The organism is Pseudomonas sp. OVF7, from assembly GCF_030644265.1.
In the GTDB taxonomy this organism is placed as follows: domain Bacteria; phylum Pseudomonadota; class Gammaproteobacteria; order Pseudomonadales; family Pseudomonadaceae; genus Aquipseudomonas; species Aquipseudomonas gorinensis.
Window position 1 is genome coordinate 6255514 of the sequence record NZ_CP128996.1, and the last position, 15950, is coordinate 6271463.

15 protein-coding genes and 2 pseudogenes are annotated in these 15950 nt (G+C 61.8%); 11 read left to right on the forward strand and 6 right to left on the reverse strand.

Going from position 1 to position 15950, the window contains the following annotated elements; translation table 11 throughout:
* Positions 1-40: 40 nt before the first annotated feature.
* The 4 genes and pseudogenes from QU606_RS28410 to QU606_RS28420 all read left to right on the forward strand — a co-directional run bounded on the left by QU606_RS28410 (position 41) and on the right by QU606_RS28420 (position 3284).
* Positions 41-1099: a diguanylate cyclase gene (locus QU606_RS28410; RefSeq protein ID WP_150296015.1), complete on the forward strand. Its 1059-nt coding sequence runs from the start codon at positions 41-43 to the stop codon at positions 1097-1099.
* Positions 1100-1451: 352 nt separating this feature from the next.
* A pseudogene (locus QU606_RS33110) lies at positions 1452-2081 on the forward strand (PAS domain-containing protein); the annotation flags it as partial.
* A 165-nt stretch (positions 2082-2246) separates the two neighbouring features.
* Positions 2247-2681: pseudogene (locus QU606_RS33115) on the forward strand (methyl-accepting chemotaxis protein); the annotation flags it as partial.
* 84 nt (positions 2682-2765) lie between these two features.
* Positions 2766-3284, forward strand: coding sequence for a DUF1003 domain-containing protein (locus QU606_RS28420; RefSeq protein WP_024077034.1), 519 nt, complete (start codon positions 2766-2768; stop codon positions 3282-3284).
* Here the strand turns inward: QU606_RS28420 and QU606_RS28425 are convergent.
* Entirely contained in the window at positions 3281-4165 is an 885-nt protein-coding gene (locus QU606_RS28425) for a LysR family transcriptional regulator (protein WP_024077035.1), read from the reverse strand. The genes QU606_RS28420 and QU606_RS28425 overlap by 4 nt on opposite strands.
* An 80-nt stretch (positions 4166-4245) precedes the next feature.
* Between QU606_RS28425 and QU606_RS28430 the strand changes: the two genes are divergently transcribed.
* Complete coding sequence (locus QU606_RS28430; RefSeq protein WP_193689744.1) at positions 4246-4953, forward strand: CTP synthase; 708 nt, start codon at positions 4246-4248, stop codon at positions 4951-4953.
* Complete coding sequence (locus tag QU606_RS28435; protein ID WP_102624552.1) at positions 4950-5273, forward strand: antibiotic biosynthesis monooxygenase; 324 nt, start codon at positions 4950-4952, stop codon at positions 5271-5273. Before QU606_RS28430 ends, QU606_RS28435 begins: the two co-directional genes overlap by 4 nt.
* Before the next feature lie 306 nt (positions 5274-5579).
* Here the strand turns inward: QU606_RS28435 and QU606_RS28440 are convergent, their stop codons facing one another.
* Positions 5580-5903: a DUF2025 family protein gene (locus tag QU606_RS28440; RefSeq protein ID WP_024077038.1), complete on the reverse strand. Its 324-nt coding sequence runs from the start codon at positions 5901-5903 to the stop codon at positions 5580-5582.
* A 232-nt stretch (positions 5904-6135) separates the two neighbouring features.
* Between QU606_RS28440 and QU606_RS28445 the strand changes: the two genes are divergently transcribed.
* The 3 genes from QU606_RS28445 (at position 6136) to QU606_RS28455 (ending at position 7844) form a co-directional block, all read left to right on the forward strand.
* Positions 6136-7284, forward strand: a complete 1149-nt coding sequence (locus tag QU606_RS28445) for a glycerophosphodiester phosphodiesterase family protein (RefSeq protein ID WP_304997871.1) — start codon at positions 6136-6138, stop codon at positions 7282-7284.
* Between the two features lie 87 nt (positions 7285-7371).
* Positions 7372-7680: a PepSY domain-containing protein gene (locus QU606_RS28450; protein WP_024077040.1), complete on the forward strand. Its 309-nt coding sequence runs from the start codon at positions 7372-7374 to the stop codon at positions 7678-7680.
* An 8-nt stretch (positions 7681-7688) separates the two neighbouring features.
* Positions 7689-7844 (forward strand): hypothetical protein, encoded by a 156-nt coding sequence (locus tag QU606_RS28455; RefSeq protein ID WP_304997872.1) that lies wholly within the window; start codon positions 7689-7691, stop codon positions 7842-7844.
* Here QU606_RS28455 and QU606_RS28460 read toward each other — a convergent pair whose 3' ends face one another.
* A complete protein-coding gene (locus QU606_RS28460; protein WP_304997873.1) occupies positions 7845-9473 on the reverse strand; it encodes a methyl-accepting chemotaxis protein in 1629 nt (542 codons plus the stop codon).
* Between the two features lie 263 nt (positions 9474-9736).
* Between QU606_RS28460 and QU606_RS28465 the strand changes: the two genes are divergently transcribed.
* Both QU606_RS28465 and QU606_RS28470 read left to right on the forward strand, forming a co-directional pair.
* Positions 9737-10756 carry a transporter gene (locus QU606_RS28465; RefSeq protein ID WP_024077042.1) on the forward strand — a complete coding sequence of 340 codons (1020 nt, stop codon included), beginning with the start codon at positions 9737-9739 and terminating at the stop codon, positions 10754-10756.
* 519 nt (positions 10757-11275) lie between these two features.
* Positions 11276-12892: an inorganic phosphate transporter gene (locus QU606_RS28470; protein WP_024077043.1), complete on the forward strand. Its 1617-nt coding sequence runs from the start codon at positions 11276-11278 to the stop codon at positions 12890-12892.
* Between the two features lie 78 nt (positions 12893-12970).
* On the opposite strand, the gene QU606_RS28475 is transcribed toward QU606_RS28470, so the two are convergent.
* The 3 genes from QU606_RS28475 to QU606_RS28485 form a co-directional block, all read right to left on the reverse strand.
* Entirely contained in the window at positions 12971-13945 is a 975-nt protein-coding gene (locus QU606_RS28475) for a biotin-dependent carboxyltransferase family protein (protein WP_069076880.1), read from the reverse strand.
* The gene (locus QU606_RS28480) at positions 13942-14820 is read right to left on the reverse strand and encodes an allophanate hydrolase subunit 1 (protein ID WP_304997874.1); all 879 of its coding nucleotides are present in this window, start codon (positions 14818-14820) and stop codon (positions 13942-13944) included. Before QU606_RS28480 ends, QU606_RS28475 begins: the two co-directional genes overlap by 4 nt.
* 333 nt (positions 14821-15153) lie before the next feature.
* A complete protein-coding gene (locus tag QU606_RS28485) occupies positions 15154-15936 on the reverse strand; it encodes a 5-oxoprolinase subunit PxpA (RefSeq protein WP_024077046.1) in 783 nt (260 codons plus the stop codon).
* Between the last annotated feature and the right edge of the window lie 14 nt (positions 15937-15950).

Consider the following 15950-nt stretch of genomic DNA (forward strand, 5'->3'; position numbering starts at 1 on the left):
GCGCAGCCGTATCAGTGAAAAACAGCTGAACCAGGAATTTATGGAAAACAGACGAGGCAAGGGGCTTTCATTTGCCAAGCGAATCTACAAGCCAAGGATCATCGGCCTGGGCATCGGTTGCATCAGCGTCATCGGCGCGCTGTATCCACTCACGATGCCGGGCTGGGTATGGGCGTTCCTGCTGTTCAATGGGTTTGCCTGGGCCCATGTGGCATATCAGCTGTCGACCCGCTCCCAATTCCCCTACCAGGCCGAACAGCGCAACCTGCTGTATGACTCCCTATCGGGCGGCTTCTGGGCCGCGGCCACACAGTTCACGCCACTGACAGCCGTGACCATCCTGTCGATGATGACCATGAACAACGTCGCGGCCGGAGGCCTACGCCTGTTCCTGCGCGGCCTGCTGGCACAAGGGGCCGGGGCATGTGTGGCCTGGGCGCTGTTCGGCATCCGGTTCAACCCCGATGTCAGCCTGCTGCAGGTCTACACCTGCCTGCCGATGCTGACCCTCTATCCCATGGCCATCGGCATGGTCTGTTATCAACTGGCGATCAAACTGGCGGAACACAAACGTGCCCTCAGTGCCTTGAGCCGCACCGACAGCCTGACCGGCCTGCTCAACCACGGTTCATGGAAAGACCTGCTGCACCTCAAGTTCCATAAGTGCCAGTTGCAGCAAAGCCACGCCACCATCGCCCTGATCGATATCGATCACTTCAAGCAGATCAACGACACCCACGGGCATATCATCGGCGACGCCGTGTTGCGGCAATTGGGCCTGGAGCTGCGGCGCCACCTGCGCGAAAACGACCTGGCCGGCCGTTACGGTGGCGATGAGTTCTGTGTGATTCTTCCACAAATGTCGTTGAACGAAGCCGCGAAGGTCATGGAACACATGCGCGAAACCTTCAGCCGTTATCAGAACCCGCTGATCCCCGAATTGCGCGTCAGCCTGAGCATCGGCCTGGCGGACTTCCAGCCGCTCTTCACCGATGCCGCCATGTGGCTGAATGCGGCGGACCGAGCGCTGTACACAGCCAAAGATACCGGGCGCAATCGCGTCAATGTCAGCAATTACTTGATCGCCCATTCCGCCTGAAGACCTGATGCGGCAGCCCGTCTGACTGCCGCGACACCCCCGAATAGATAGCACAATGCCGCCATCCGTCCGCTAACCCAAAAAAGGCCCTGCCCTGGGTCGAACTTCTGGCCAGGCTGATCACTCTGAACCGGTTGTTCCACCCCGCTGTCGGCACAAGGAAGCTGACAATGAGCACGTCAACCGTGAGGCTAAGCGCCCTACGGAGGCAGGCGCATATTCATGGATACCCCAAGACGCTTGCTTACCCGAGCACCCGAACATGCTATTCAACGCGCATAAAAAAACCATCGACCTCCTGCAACATACCGTCGCGCAACAGGCCAGCCTGCTGAACGCCATCGAGCGCTCCATGGCAGTGATCGAATTCGACCTGCAAGGCACCGTGTTGCGAGCCAACGAGAACTTCCTCAAGACCTTGGGCTATCGCGCCGAGCAGATCGAGGGCCAATCCCACCGCCTGTTCTGCACCCCGGCATACGCCCGCAGCGCCGAGTACAACCAGTTGTGGTCGGACTTGCGCAACGGTCGATTCCAATCCGGCACCTTTGAACGGGTGGGCAACGCCGGCCAGTCGGTGTGGTTGGAAGCCAGCTACAACCCGGTACGCGACGACGCCGGCAAAGTGATCAAGGTGGTGAAGTACGCGATGGATGTCACCCCGCGCCTGCAGGCCGAGAGCGAAGCGGATGCCAAACTGGGCGCTATCGACCGCTCCATGGCAGTGATCGAGTTCAACCTCGACGGCACTATCATCACCGCCAACGACAATTTCCTGCGCCGCATGGGTTACAGCCTGGCGCAGATCCAGGGCAAGCATCACCGCCTGTTCTGCAAACCGGAGTTGGTCAACAGTTCGGCCTACAGTGAATTCTGGCAGCGCCTGAACCAGGGCCAGTTGTTCAGCGGCCAGTTTGAGCGCGTCGATAAAAACGGCCAGACCGTCTGGCTGGAAGCCAACTACAACCCGGTACACGACGCCAGTGGGCGCCTGTGCAAAGTGGTGAAGTTCGCCTCCGACGTCACAGCCATGGTGCAACGGCACGCCGCCGACGCGGCCAGTGCAGCCCAGGCGTACCACATCTCCCTGAACACCCGGGACATCGCGGAAAAAGGCGCCGAAGTGATCCAGCAATCCGCCACTGGCATGCGTGAGATTGCCGCCGACATCGACGGCTCGTCGCAACTGATCGCCAAGCTGGGCCAGCGTTCGCAGCAGATCACCGCCATCGTCAACACCATCCGAGGCATCGCTGACCAGACCAACCTGCTGGCGCTCAATGCGGCAATCGAGGCGGCGCGGGCGGGTGAACAAGGCCGTGGCTTCGCGGTGGTGGCCGACGAAGTACGGCAATTGGCGGCGCGCACCAGCGGCTCGACGACCGAGATCTCCAGCATGATCGCGATGATCCAAGACGAGACCCGCCAGGCTATCGACAGCATGGACGGCACGCGTGACCGCGCCGCCCAGGCTGTGGAGTTGGCCAACCGCGCCGGCACGGTGATCCTGCAAATTCGCGAAGGCACCAGTGAGGCGGTACAGGCAGTGAGCGCTTTTGCCAACGAACGCAGCGCCCACTGAATCGGCTCTGGGTTATTCATACGTCAGACAGGTCGCCAGGACTATAGTGAACGCCCGTCTTACCGTTGATGACCCGAGCCCACCATGACGCCAGATAAGCCTGAAACCACCCCCGTCGACCATCGACGTTTCCACCGGCGCCACGATCACCTGGCGCCGACCTTCGGCAACGACACCTTTGCGCTGAAGGCCGAAGCCTTCGCGCGCTTCTTTGGCACGCCGACCTTCCTCGGCGCGCAAACCGCGATCGTGATCTTGTGGGTGGCGCTCAACGTCAGCGGCATCACGCACTTTGACGTATACCCGTTCATCCTGCTCAACCTGGCGTTCAGCCTGCAATCGGCCTATGCCGCGCCGCTCATCCTGCTGGCCCAGACACGCCAGGCCGCCCGCGATAAAGCCCAGTCCGACGCCGACGCGCAGCACCGGGAAGCGCTGGCCGTGGCCAACGCCGAGCGCCAGGCCGAGGCCGCGCGGACCACCAAGCAACTGCTGGAACTGCTGGAGCAGAACACCCGCCTGACGGAAATGACCAAGCAACTGACCGAGCGTATCGAGACCCTGACCTGCGAAATGCATGAGCACTTTGTGCGGAAAACCTAGCGCCCCGGCAACCGCAGGTGCTTCCCCAGCTCATCAAACAGCGTCACCACCGAACGCAACGCCCGGCAATCGGGACGCGTGAGCAGCCATAGCGCCGTGTCGTGCCCTGCCAGCACAGGGCCCAGCGGTTGCAGGTCGCCACCCAGCAGAAAGTCCGGCAGCGCCGCCACGCCCAACCCCGCCCGCACCAGCTCGGTGACCGACAACATGCTGTTACAGCGATAACTGGGGCGCACGCCTGGCAAGTGCGCGCGGCGCCAGGCGACGGTGGGGTGATCGGGCAAAAAGTCATCCGGTGCGATCCAGGCCAGGTCGGCCAGGTCACGTCCTGCATGTCGTCGTGCAAAATCGGCGCTGGCACACACCCGATACGTCACGCTGCCAAGGCAGCGTCCTACCAGGTGTTCGGGCGGGGTCTTGGTCAAGCGCAGGGCGATGTCGGCATCGCGGCGGCTGAGGTTGGCGAAATCGTTCGAGGTGCTCAGTTCCAGGGTCAGTGCCGGGTAGTCCGGCATGAACTGCGCCAGTGCCGGCAGCAACAGGCCTTGCAGCACTGAGTCGGTGCAGGTCAGGCGCACCGTGCCACTGATCACCTCGCCGCCCTGTTCCACGCCAATCCGCGCCGCTTCCAAGGCCTGTTCGGCGCGCTCGGCCTGCTGCGCCAGGTGGCTGGCGAGGCTGGTGGGCAAGTAGCCGGCACGGCTTTTCTCGAACAAGGTCTGGCCCAGCGCGGCCTCCAGGCGCCGTACTGCGCGGAACACCGTCGACACATCCACCCGCAGCAACGCCGCCGCGCGCGCCAGCGTGGCGCCGCGCACCAAGGCAAGGATCAGCGACAGGTCGTTGTAGTCGAGTCGATAGTGCGTGGCTGCATTGAGCATATGGGGAAATGCCAATATTGATTGCGTGAGCGCCAATCTATAGTGCGCCTCAGGACACCACAAGCCATGGGATGCACCCGATGAAAACCACCGCCCTGCACCTCGCCCTGATCGGCGATTACAACCCTGACGTTATCGCCCACCAGGCGATTCCCCTCGCCTTGCAACAAGCCGCCGACACATTGGGCCTGAAGGTTCACGTGCAATGGCTGGAGACGGACACCCTTGGCCCCCATCAACCGTTGCAGGGTTTCGATGGTTTCTGGTGCGTGCCTGCCAGCCCCTACCGCGACACCGACGGTGCGCTACGGGCGATCCGGTTTGCCCGCGAGCAACGTCGGCCGTTCCTCGGTACCTGCGGCGGTTTTCAACACGCAGTGCTGGAATACGCCCGCAACGTGCTGGGCTGGGCCGACGCCGAACACGGTGAACTGGCGCCGAAGGCCAGGCGCGCAGTGATCACGCCACTGAGTTGCGCTCTGGTCGAGGCCTCTGACACGGTGCGCCTGGCGCCCTACACGCGCATCGCCCAAGCCTACGACAGCCTCGATATCGAGGAAGGCTATCGCTGCCGCTACGGCATCAACCCCGAGTTCGCCGACGCGCTGCTGGAAGGCAACTTGATTGCCAGCGGGCATGATTCGGCGGGCGACCTGCGCGCGGTCGAGTTGCTGGATCATCCGTTCTTCGTCGCCACCCTGTTCCAGCCGGAACGCGCGGCGCTCAAGGGCATCACGCCGCCCTTGGCGATTGCGATGCTGAAGGCTTGCCAGGAGGTCTCGGCATGATCGCCAACACCCCCGCCCCACCTTATTACGCCGTGATTTTCAGCTCACTGCGCACCGATGGTGATCACGGTTACGGCGAAGCCGCCGCCCGCATGCTGGAACTGGCGCGCGAGCAACCGGGTTTTCTCGGGGTGGAATCGGCCCGGGAGGATGGCCTGGGGATCACCGTGTCGTACTGGCGCAGCGAGGCCGACATCCTCGCCTGGAAGCAGCAGGCCGAGCACCGGGCAGTGCGTGAACAAGGACGCGCCACCTGGTACTCGGCGTTTCAGACAAGGGTGTGCAAGGTGGAACGGGCCTACGCATTCCAGGGCCAGTAACCTTCGTATCGCCTGGTTCTCTGTGGGGGCGGGCTTGTTGTGGCAATCGGGCCTGTTGTGGTGTGGAGGGCCTACTGTGGCGAGCGGGCTTGCCCCGCGTTGGGCTGCACAGCAGCCCCAAAACACAGCCCCGGAGCTGCCTGACACACTGCAGCGTTCTTAATTGGGGCTGCTGCGCAGCCCAACGCGGGGCAAGCCCGCTCGCCACAACAAGCCCGCTTGCCACAACAAGCCCGCTCACCAGAGAAAGCCTACCCACCACGACAAGCCCACTGCCACAACAAGCTCGCTTACCGCTTATGCCGTCTAGCTCACCAGGCTGCGTAATGCGCTGATCTGCGGAATCTCCACGCGCCGCATATACACACGCAGCGGTTCGCTGATGTTGATGCGGTCGTCGATATTCTGGTCCAACAGCAACTGGATACGTTCGCGCGACAGCGTCATGGTCTGCTCAGGGGCCGGCAACCAGACGAATTCCGCGGTAGGAATGATGCCGTCATCGGCCACGTCCATGCCGAAGGAGTCTTCGCTGAAACGTACGATGTATTGGCCGGTCTTGCGGTTCAGGCCGACAAATCCGCGGAGTTGATCGGCAGCCTGGCAGATAAGCTCGGAGGTGATGCGCATGGTAAACCTCACTGAAAAGTCCCACAGGGACTGGAAAGATGGTTTACACGCGTGGCAGAAAGGACTGCCCTCTAACGGGGCAGTTCGCAGCAAGAGTACTGCAATGTATCGCAAAAAAACCGAGAAAATTGGCGCGTGCGCACGTTAATGTCGGTTTGGTGATAGCGCCGTTCGCAATCAATTGTTAAAAAGGAGGCCTTCTCAAAGCTACCTCCACGAAAGGATTTCGCATATGCCTGTCACGTTTACCAACGGCCCGGCGCCCGCCACCCTAGGGGGCGTGCTGCTCGCCCTGATGCTCGGCGTGACCCCTGTACAGGCGGCCGACCCGATCAGCCCGGCTGAATTGGCAACTAACGAAGGCATTCCCCACCCCGCCGTGATCGCCCACCGTGGCGCCTCCTACGACGCCCCTGAATCCACCGCGGCGGCCTACAAGGTGGCGCGAGACCTGGGCGCCGACTACCTGGAAATGGACCTGCAGCGCAGCAAGGACGGCGTGCTGTTCGCCTTGCACGACAACAACCTGCAACGCACCACCGACGTGGCCACCAAGTTTCCCGAGCGCAAGGACGCCCCGGCCAACGAGTTCACCTGGAAAGAACTGCAAACCCTCGACGCCGGCAGCTGGTTCAATGCCGCCTACCCGGATCGCGCCCGTCCCGGCTTCGTCGGCCTGAAAATCCAGAGCCTGGACGACATCATCAAGATCGCCGAAGGCAACCCGCAGCACAAACCCGGCCTGTACATCGAGACCAAGGAGCCCAAGCAATTCCCCGGTATCGAAGCCGACCTGAAGAACAAGCTGCTGGACAAAGGCTGGCTGAGCTCCGCCGGCTCCAAGCTGGGCAAGAGCAACACCGGCGTCGGCCAAGGCAAGGGCCGCGTGGTGTTGCAAACGTTCGAGACCGCCAGCCTCAAAGAGCTGCAGAAAGAAATGCCGAACACCCCGAAGATCCTGCTGTTGTGGGTGGGTGAAGGCAGCATCGAGCCTAAGTCCAAAGTCACCTTCGCCGAATCCGGCGAGCCGACCAAGGCGGCCTACTACGCCAAGCAAGAGCCGAAAGACTTTGCCGAGTTCGAAAAGTGGGTCGACGAAGCCAAGAGCCTGGGCGCCATCGGCACGGGCCCTTCGGCCGAACTGACGGCCCACGGCGACCAGAGTTACACCGACCTGGTCAAGCCTGAAATGAACAAGCTGACCCACGACAAGGGCCTGCTGGTGCACGTCTACACCGTGGATGAGCCCGTGGACTTCGAGAAAGTGATGAAAGCCGGTGTCGATGGCATCTTCACCAACCGCGCAGCCGAACTGCTGAAGTTCTACAAGCGCTGGCCGTCGTCCAGCGTGCAGGACCTGCTGAACGACTATAAGTACTGAGTGAGTCAGTTTGCCATTAAGGATGAGTTAAGTTGCGCTGGTTAATCTGGCGCCACTTAAACAGCTCAACAAAGAAGGACACACACGATGAAAACCCTGACTGCCCTGTTCGCCGCCACTGCCCTGACCCTGACCGCCGGCCTGGCCCAGGCGGATGTTCGCCCGGATCACATTGAAGGCCTGCTCAAGTCCGGTGCCGTGAAGCCTTTCGAGCAACTCAATGCCGCCGCGCTGGCCAAGCACGCAGGTGCCAGCATCACCGACACCGAGCTGGACCACAACAAAAGCGGTGTACTGGTCTACGAAGTCGACCTGACCGACACCGCCGGCAAGAAGTTCGAAGTGAAACTCGACGCCAAGACCGGCGCCGTGTTGGAAGACAAACTCGACACTTGAGTCAACCCTTGAAAAAACCGCGCCACCTTTGGGTGGCGCGGTTTTTTTATGGGCGTTCATCCTTCTACCTGCTGGTCACTGCCCTTCATCGCGGCAACCATGACGGCCCGGAGCCGCTCAGCGCGCAGAGGGCGCAAGGCCTGATCACCCTGCCCGCAGCCTGATCAGGCGCTCAGGCGCGCCGTCACCTCGTTCAACTCGCCGGACAAGCCGCGCAAGTTGTGGCTCGCCGCTTCGGTGCGCTTCACGTTGTCGAGGTTGGTCGTGGCCACGGTGGTGATCTGGGTGATATTGCGCGAAATGTCTTCGGCCACCGACGTCTGTTCCTCGGCCGCCGTGGCAATCTGACGGTTCATGTCGCGAATCGCTTCCACCGCCTGGGTGATGTGAGCGAGCATCGCGCCGGCCTGGGTGACTTTTTCCACGCTGTCATCACTGCACGACTGGCCCGTGACAATCGCCTCGGCCGCATCCACCGCACCGGTTTGCACGGCCTGGATAATCTGGTTGATCTCGATGATCGACGCCGCCGTGCGTTGCGCCAGGCTGCGCACTTCATCAGCCACCACCGCAAACCCACGCCCCGCCTCGCCCGCCCGTGCCGCTTCAATCGCCGCGTTAAGCGCCAGCAGGTTGGTCTGCTCGGCGATCCCGCGAATCACTTCCAGCACTTTGCCGATGCGCACGCTGTCGGTTTCCAGGCGGCGAATGATCGTACCGGTGTTGAGGATTTCATCGCGCATCTGGCCGATGGTGGCGATGGTGACTTTCATCACTTCGCCGCCCTCGCGGGCTGAATGGTCGGCCTCATCGGCCGCGCGCGAAGCACTGGCGGCGTGGCGCGCCACTTCCTGCGCGGTGGCCGACATTTCGGTCATGGCCGTGGCCACCTGGTCGGTGCGATTGAATTGTTCATGGGTGCCGGTCGCCATCTGCCCGGCGATCGAGTTCAACTCGCCGCTGGCGTTGACCAGATCGGTGGCGCTGCGTTGCAGGCGGCTGAAGGTTTCGGCCAAAAAGTCGCGCAAGGTATTCGCAGCAGCGGCCAGGTGCCCCAGTTCGTCTTGACGGCGGCTGGCGACGCGCTCGGCAAATCGACCATGGCTCAGTTGGGTCACGTAGTCGATCAGACCACGGATCGGCAGGATCAGGTTGCGGTTGATCAACCACAGGCTGAACAAACCGATCAGTACACCGGACAGCAGCATGATCGCCAGGCCCACCAGTACCGTGCGTTTGGCATAGGCGCTAATGGCCTGGGATTGCTGGGTGCCTTGGGCCCGCAGGTCGCTGACCAGGGCGCTCATCTGCTCACTGGCGGAGCGGTCCACGCCCTTGACCGCCGTATCACCGGCGACCGGGTCGGCACCCGCGGCCACATAGGCATCACGGCCCTTCTGATAGGCGACGCCGAGTTGCTGGTGTTCCTGACGCAGGGTTTCAATACGCCGGCTAAGGGCCGGGTCGCTGTTGGTCTGGGTCACCAGCCGCGTCAGAATGCCTTGGACATCGCGCTGCCGGTCCTGGAATTGGCTCCAGTACTTCTCCAACTCCTGAGGCTGCTTGCCGCGCAACAGCACGTTTTTCCATTCCTGCACCTGCACCTTGAATTGCAGGTTGGCTTCATCGATCAACTGTGAGGTCAGCAACGGCCCTTCAAGCAAACTGCGATAGCTCTGTACCCCGCTGGAGAGGAAGTTGAAACAGGCCAGGGCAATCAAAAGCATCGCCAACAGGCTGCCACCGAGCAACGACAGGATTTGTGCTCTCAAAGAAGTTCGCAAAAGATTCATTGGGGGGAATTCTCGATACAAAGAAAATAGGGTGCATGCACGCCTCAACTTCCCTGTCATAAAAGGCACGCCTGGGCGTAGGGTGCTTATGTGCTGGATCGGCTGTCCTAGACGCTTCTTGAGCCTATCGGACCGATGGTCAAAAAAGTGTCTTAATTATGCTCGCCCCCTTCAAACGGTCACAAAACTGTCAAATATCCTTGCAATGATTCGCCCACGCGAACCTGTGAAACGTCCTACAGGCGCTTTCTTTGCGAGCCGCCATGAACCACAGCATCGACCACAGCCACCAGGATCCTGATCTGTTTGGCTTGCTTTACGGTTTTCGTTTTCGCCCCGGTGAAAAGGGTGAGCAGATTGATTCAGCCACGGCCTTGCAAGCATTACAGCAACCGGGCGACCCGGAAGAATTCCTCTGGCTGCACCTGAACCTGGCCCACGCCGCGTGCGAGCGCTGGATGCAGGCGCATCTGGATTTACCGGAAGAGTTCTTCGAAGCCTTGCACGAAGGCTCGCGCTCCACCCGTATCGAGCACGTCGACTCGGCCTTGCTGGCGGTGGTCAACGACGTGGTGTTCAACTTCAGCAGCATGGTCTCGTCGGATATTTCCACACTGTGGGTATGCGCCCGCAGCCGGCTGTTGATCAGCGCACGTCTGCAACCCCTGCACTCGGTGGATAAACTGCGTTCTTCGGTGAAGGCCGGCGAACGCTTTCGCTCGCCCTCGGAGCTGCTGGTACACCTGCTACGCGACCAGGGCGAAGTGCTGACGCAGATCGTGCGCAAGACCAGCATCAGCGTCGACCATATCGAAGATCAGCTACTGTCCTCGCGCCTGTCCACCAACCGCGCCGAACTGGGGGCCGCACGCCGGGTGCTGGTGCGCCTGCAACGCTTGCTGGCGCTGGAGCCGGGCTCGTTATTGCGCCTGCTCAACCGCCCACCGCAGTGGCTGCAAAAGGAAGACGTGAAGGAGCTGCGCAAGTCCACCGAGGAGTTCGCGCTGATCATCAACGACCTGACGGCCCTGGGTGAGCGGATCAAGCTGTTGCAGGAAGAGATCGCCGCCAACCTCAACGAACAAAGCAACCGCACGCTGTTCACCCTGACCGTGGTGACCGTGCTGGCGTTACCGATCAATATCATTGCCGGTTTTTTCGGCATGAACGTCGGCGGCGTGCCGCTTTCCCAGGACCCGGAGGGCTTCTGGATCCTGGTGGCGCTGGTCGCGACCTTCACGCTGATCGCCGGGCGCTGGGCGTTCCGCAAATTTTCAAACTGAAATGCTATCAATCACGCTGAACGCCCGGCATCTAGGGCTGTTGTGGCGAGCGGGCTTGTCCTAATGCCGTTCAGTTAAGCGTACATCGCCTTCTGTAGGAGCGAGCTTGCTCGCGAAAAACGTCAACGATAACGCGTGTTTCCTGAGTGAACGCGGCGCCTGTGAGTTCTTCGCGAGCAAGCTCGCTCCTACAAAAAAGCCTTAACTGAACGGCATTAGGGCTTGTCCCGCGTTGGGCTGCGTAGCCGCCACAGTCGAGAAGAACGCGGTGTATCAGCCACTCCGTGGCGGCTGGTTTTGGGGCTGCTTCGCAGCCCAACGCGGGGCAAACCCGCTCGCCACAGGGCGATTTGTCAGGGGCTGAAAAGGTGCGTAGGTACCCATCCCTCCCACATTGGCTCCCCTGCGCTTTATAGACCAGCGGCACACCCGATTACCTAAACAATGACCTGCGGCAGCATCGCTGTAACATTCTGCAACGAACATGCACGACATCCTCACAACACTGGATGCTCCGGCATGGCCACCCCTTCCCTGACTGCCTCCACGCATACGTCATCGATTGATACCCAACCCCGGCTCGACAAGAAACCCGGCCTGCTGACGGTGATCATCTTCTTTGCCGTGCTCGCCATGGGCCTGTTGTTTACCGCCTACAGCCTGATGCGCGACATGCACGAACTGGGCACCGTCGTTACCACCTGGACCCCGTTTCTGCTGTTGGGCGTGGCACTGTTGATCGCCCTGGGTTTCGAGTTCGTCAACGGTTTCCACGACACCGCCAACGCCGTGGCCACGGTGATCTACACCAACTCGCTGCCGCCGCAATTTGCGGTGGTGTGGTCGGGCTTTTTCAACTTCCTCGGCGTGCTGCTCTCCAGCGGCGCGGTGGCGTTCGGCATCATTGCCCTGCTGCCGGTCGAGCTGATTTTGCAGGTGGGTTCCTCGGCCGGTTTCGCGATGATCTTCGCCCTGCTGATCGCGGCGATCCTGTGGAACCTCGGCACCTGGTGGCTGGGGTTGCCGGCGTCTTCATCCCACACCCTGATCGGCTCGATCATCGGTGTCGGCGTGGCCAACGCCCTGATGCACGGGCGTGACGGCACCAGCGGCGTGGATTGGAGCCAGGCGATCAAGATCGGTTATGCCCTGCTGCTCTCGCCGTTGATCGGCTTCGTCTTTGCCGCACTCTTGCTGCTGGCCCTGCGTGTCTTCGTGAAAAACCGTGCACTGTACAAGGCGCCCAAAGGCGACACCCCGCCGCCCTGGTGGATTCGCAGCATGCTGATCGTCACCTGCACCGGTGTGTCGTTCGCCCACGGCTCCAACGATGGGCAAAAAGGCATGGGCCTGATCATGCTGATCCTGGTTGGCACCTTGCCGATGGCCTATGCGCTGAACCGCACCATGCCCGCCGAACAGTCGTTGCAATTTGCGGCGGTGGCCGAAGTGACCCAAGTGGCGCTGATGAAAAGCGCGCCGCAGGCGCTGGCCGGCGACCCGCGACCGATCCTGTCGACCTATGTGACTACCAAGCAGGCCACCCCCGAGCTGATCCCGGCCCTCGCCGCCCTCGCCGGCCAGATCGGCGATGAAGTCAAAGGCTACGGCTCCCTGGCCAAAGTCCCCGCCGAAGCCGTCGGCAACGTGCGTAACGACATGTACCTGAGCAGTGAAACCATTCGCTTGATGGACAAGGACAAGGTCGGCCATTTCGACGCCGATACCCAGGGCAAGCTGCAACTGTTCAAGCAACAGATCGACAATTCCACCCGGTTTATTCCGCTGTGGGTGAAGATCGCCGTGGCCATCGCCCTGGGGCTTGGGACCATGGTCGGCTGGAAGCGCATCGTGGTGACCGTGGGCGAGAAAATCGGCAAGACCCATCTGACGTACGCCCAGGGCGCCTCGGCCGAGACCGTGGCGATGCTGACCATCGGCGCCGCGGATATGTTCGGGTTGCCGGTGTCGACCACCCATGTGTTGTCGTCCGGTGTGGCGGGGACCATGGTGGCCAATGGCGGCGGTTTGCAGATGAAGACCATCCGCAATTTGCTGATGGCCTGGGTGTTGACGTTGCCCGCGGCGATTGTGCTATCCGGTAGCCTGTACTGGCTGTTCACCAAACTCTTCTGACACACCATCGATGCACAATGTGGGAGGGGCGGTGCGACGATTCGACGTGCTCCCTCCCACATTTGGACGTGTGCTGTGTCAGCTGTTGAAGAGCCCGGCCATCGCCTTCAGCCGTTTCTTGTACACCCGCCGCGCCTCCAGCGCCTCTTCCAAGGTCACCGCCACAAACCCCGCCCGCTGGTTCGGCTGCATCTGCCCGATCAGGTCCAGGTCGGCACTGATCACCGTGCCGATCATCGCGTAACCACCGCCGGATACCGCATCGCGGTGCAGCACAATCGGCTCCAGACCGGCCGGTACCTGGATCGAGCCGATGGGGTAGCAACTGTCGACGATATTCGACGGGTCAGACCCGGCCCCAAACGGCTGCTCCCGTGGCTGGAAGCTCAAGGCACTGCCGCCCTTGAAGCGATAACCGATGCGGTCCGCTTCGGAACCCACCGTCCACGGTTCGGCAAAAAAGCTGCTTTTTGCCCCATCGCTGAGGCGTTCGTAATACAGCCCCGGCACCACGCGCAAGGTCACATCGCCACCGACCGAACGACGCAACGCCATCGGCAAACTGTTGCCCGCCCGCCCCTGTCCGCTGGCTGGGCCGATGGGCAATTCATCGCCTGCCTGCAAGCGCCGCCCATGGAACCCACCCAGCGCGCCGAGGGTGTAAGTGGAACGACTGCCGAGCACCACCGGCACGTCGATCCCCCCGGCGACCGCCAGGTAGGCCCGGGCGCCCGCCTTCGGAAATTCAAAGCGCAACACCTGCCCCGCGCGTACAAGGAAGGCGGTGTCCTGATGCACCACTTCGCCGTCCAGGCGTGGCGACATCAGGGCGCCGCTGATGGCCACCAGCGCGTCCTGTTGAAACGCCAGTTCGGGGCCGATCAACGTGCATTCCAGCCCCGCCGCGCCGACCGGATTGCCCACCAAGTGGTTGGCCGCGCTCAACGCGTACTGGTCCAGCGCGCCCGACGGCGGGATGCCCAGGTGGTAATAACCTTCACGGCCCAGGTCCTGTACGGAGGTGGCCAGGCCGGGTTTGAGGACCTTGATCATGCCAGCGCCTCCTGCAGGGTTTTCGGGTAGCCGATGGGGTCGGCGAGAAACGCATCGAGGGAAAACTCCACCGGGCGGATGCGCAGGTCGAAACGCCCAGCGTCCAACTCGGCGACGGCCAGGTCGTAGGCCGTGCGGTCGATGGGTTTGAACTGCACGATATCGCCGGGGCGGAAGAACACCATGTGTTCCTGAAGGTAAGCCAACTGCTGCGCCGGGTCGTAGATCGGCGCCGGGGTTACGCCGAACATCTGATAACCGCCGGCGCCGCGCACCGAGTAGATGCAACCGAAACAGCCACCGTGGCCAAGGGTCAGCTTTGGCGTGTCGGTGCGCGGGCGCAGGTACTTGGGCACCTGCAATTGCCGCGCGCGCTCGACCATCTGGAACATGAACGGCAAGCCCGCGACAAAGCCGACCATCGACACAAACCACGGCGCGCCACTGTGGGCGGCGATAAATGCGTCGACATCCGCCAGGCCATTGATGCGCGCGGCGTACTCCAGGTCGGTACCGCTGGGGTCCTGGTGGCGATCGCGAAAACGCATCAGGGTTTCATGGGTCCAGGGGTCGTTGTACAGCACTGGGATTTCGATGATGCGCGTGTGCAAGGTGCGTTCGGCCACCGCCTGGGCTTCGGCGCTTTGCACCGCGTCGAGCAGCACATGGGGCGCGATGCGGTCGGGGTCGAAGCGAATCTGGAACGAGGCATTGGCCAGGCATACATCCAGCACGCCATCCAGGGCCAGGCGCTCCACGGCGCGGGTCACGGCCATGCCCTTGAAAAAAGCCTCCAGGGACATGCTGTCGCTGACCTCGGCAAACAGGTGTTCATCCGCGCCGAAGCTGTAGCGGATTGGGGATGTTTCAGCCATGTCTGTTCCTCTTGGAATCATTGTAGAAAGGCAGGCAAAAAAAAAATGATCTGTGGCGAGCGGGCTTGGTGTGTGAGCGAGTCAGTTGTGGCAAGCCCTAATGCCGTTCAGTTAAGCGTACATCGCCTTCTGTAGGAGCGAGGGGGACGCCTAGTTCTTGCTCGCGAAAAACGTCAACGATAACGCGTGTTTCCTGAATGAACGCGGCGCCTGTGAGTTTTTCGCGAGCAAGCTCGCTCCTACAAAAAAGCCTTAACTGAACGGCATTAGGGCAAGCCCGCTCGCCACATCAAGCCCGTTCACACACCAAGCCAACTGCCACACCCAGCCTGCTCACACCTCAAGCCTGTTCACCACAGCAAGCCCGTTCACTACCGCTATGCCAGCCTGGTCCAACGCTTCACGGGTGGCTTCCACCAGTTCCAGGGCGCCGGGGGTGTCGCTGTGCAGGCAGATGGAGTCGAACTCAATAAACAGGTCTTCGCCTTCTACGGTCCGCACCAGCCCCGTCTGACACGCACGCAGGACGCGGGCTGCGACAGTGGCCGGGTCCAGCGCACGTACGTGGCGGGTAAACACAATGGAGCCCGTGAGGTCGTACTCACGGTCGGCATAAAACTCGCGCACCACCGGCTGCCCCAGCTCCTTGGCCACGCGCCAGATCACCGAATTGGGCATGCAATACAGCAGCAACGTCGGCTCGATGATTTGCAGGTTTTGTACCAGCAGCCGCGCGGCTTCTTCGTCGCGGGCCAGGTGCATGTAGAGCGCGCCGTGCGGCTTGATATGTTGCAGCGTCACACCCTGGGCACGGGCGATTTCACGCAGGGCGCCCAGTTGGTAGAGCATGTCGTCGACCAGCTCCTGGGCCGGCGCCTGGATATGCCGACGGCCGAAGCCCACCAGGTCACGAAAACCGGGGTGCGCACCAATAGCCACCCCCAGTTGCTTGGCGCGCGCGACGGTGCGACGCATGGTGCCGGGGTCGCCGGCATGGAAGCCGGTGGCGATATTGGCCGAGCTGATGTAGGCCATCAGTTCCGCGTCAACGCCGTCGCCAATGGTCCAGGGGCCGAAGCCTTCGCCCATGTCTGAATTGAAATCCACTGCCTGCATCGAGGTCGCTCCGC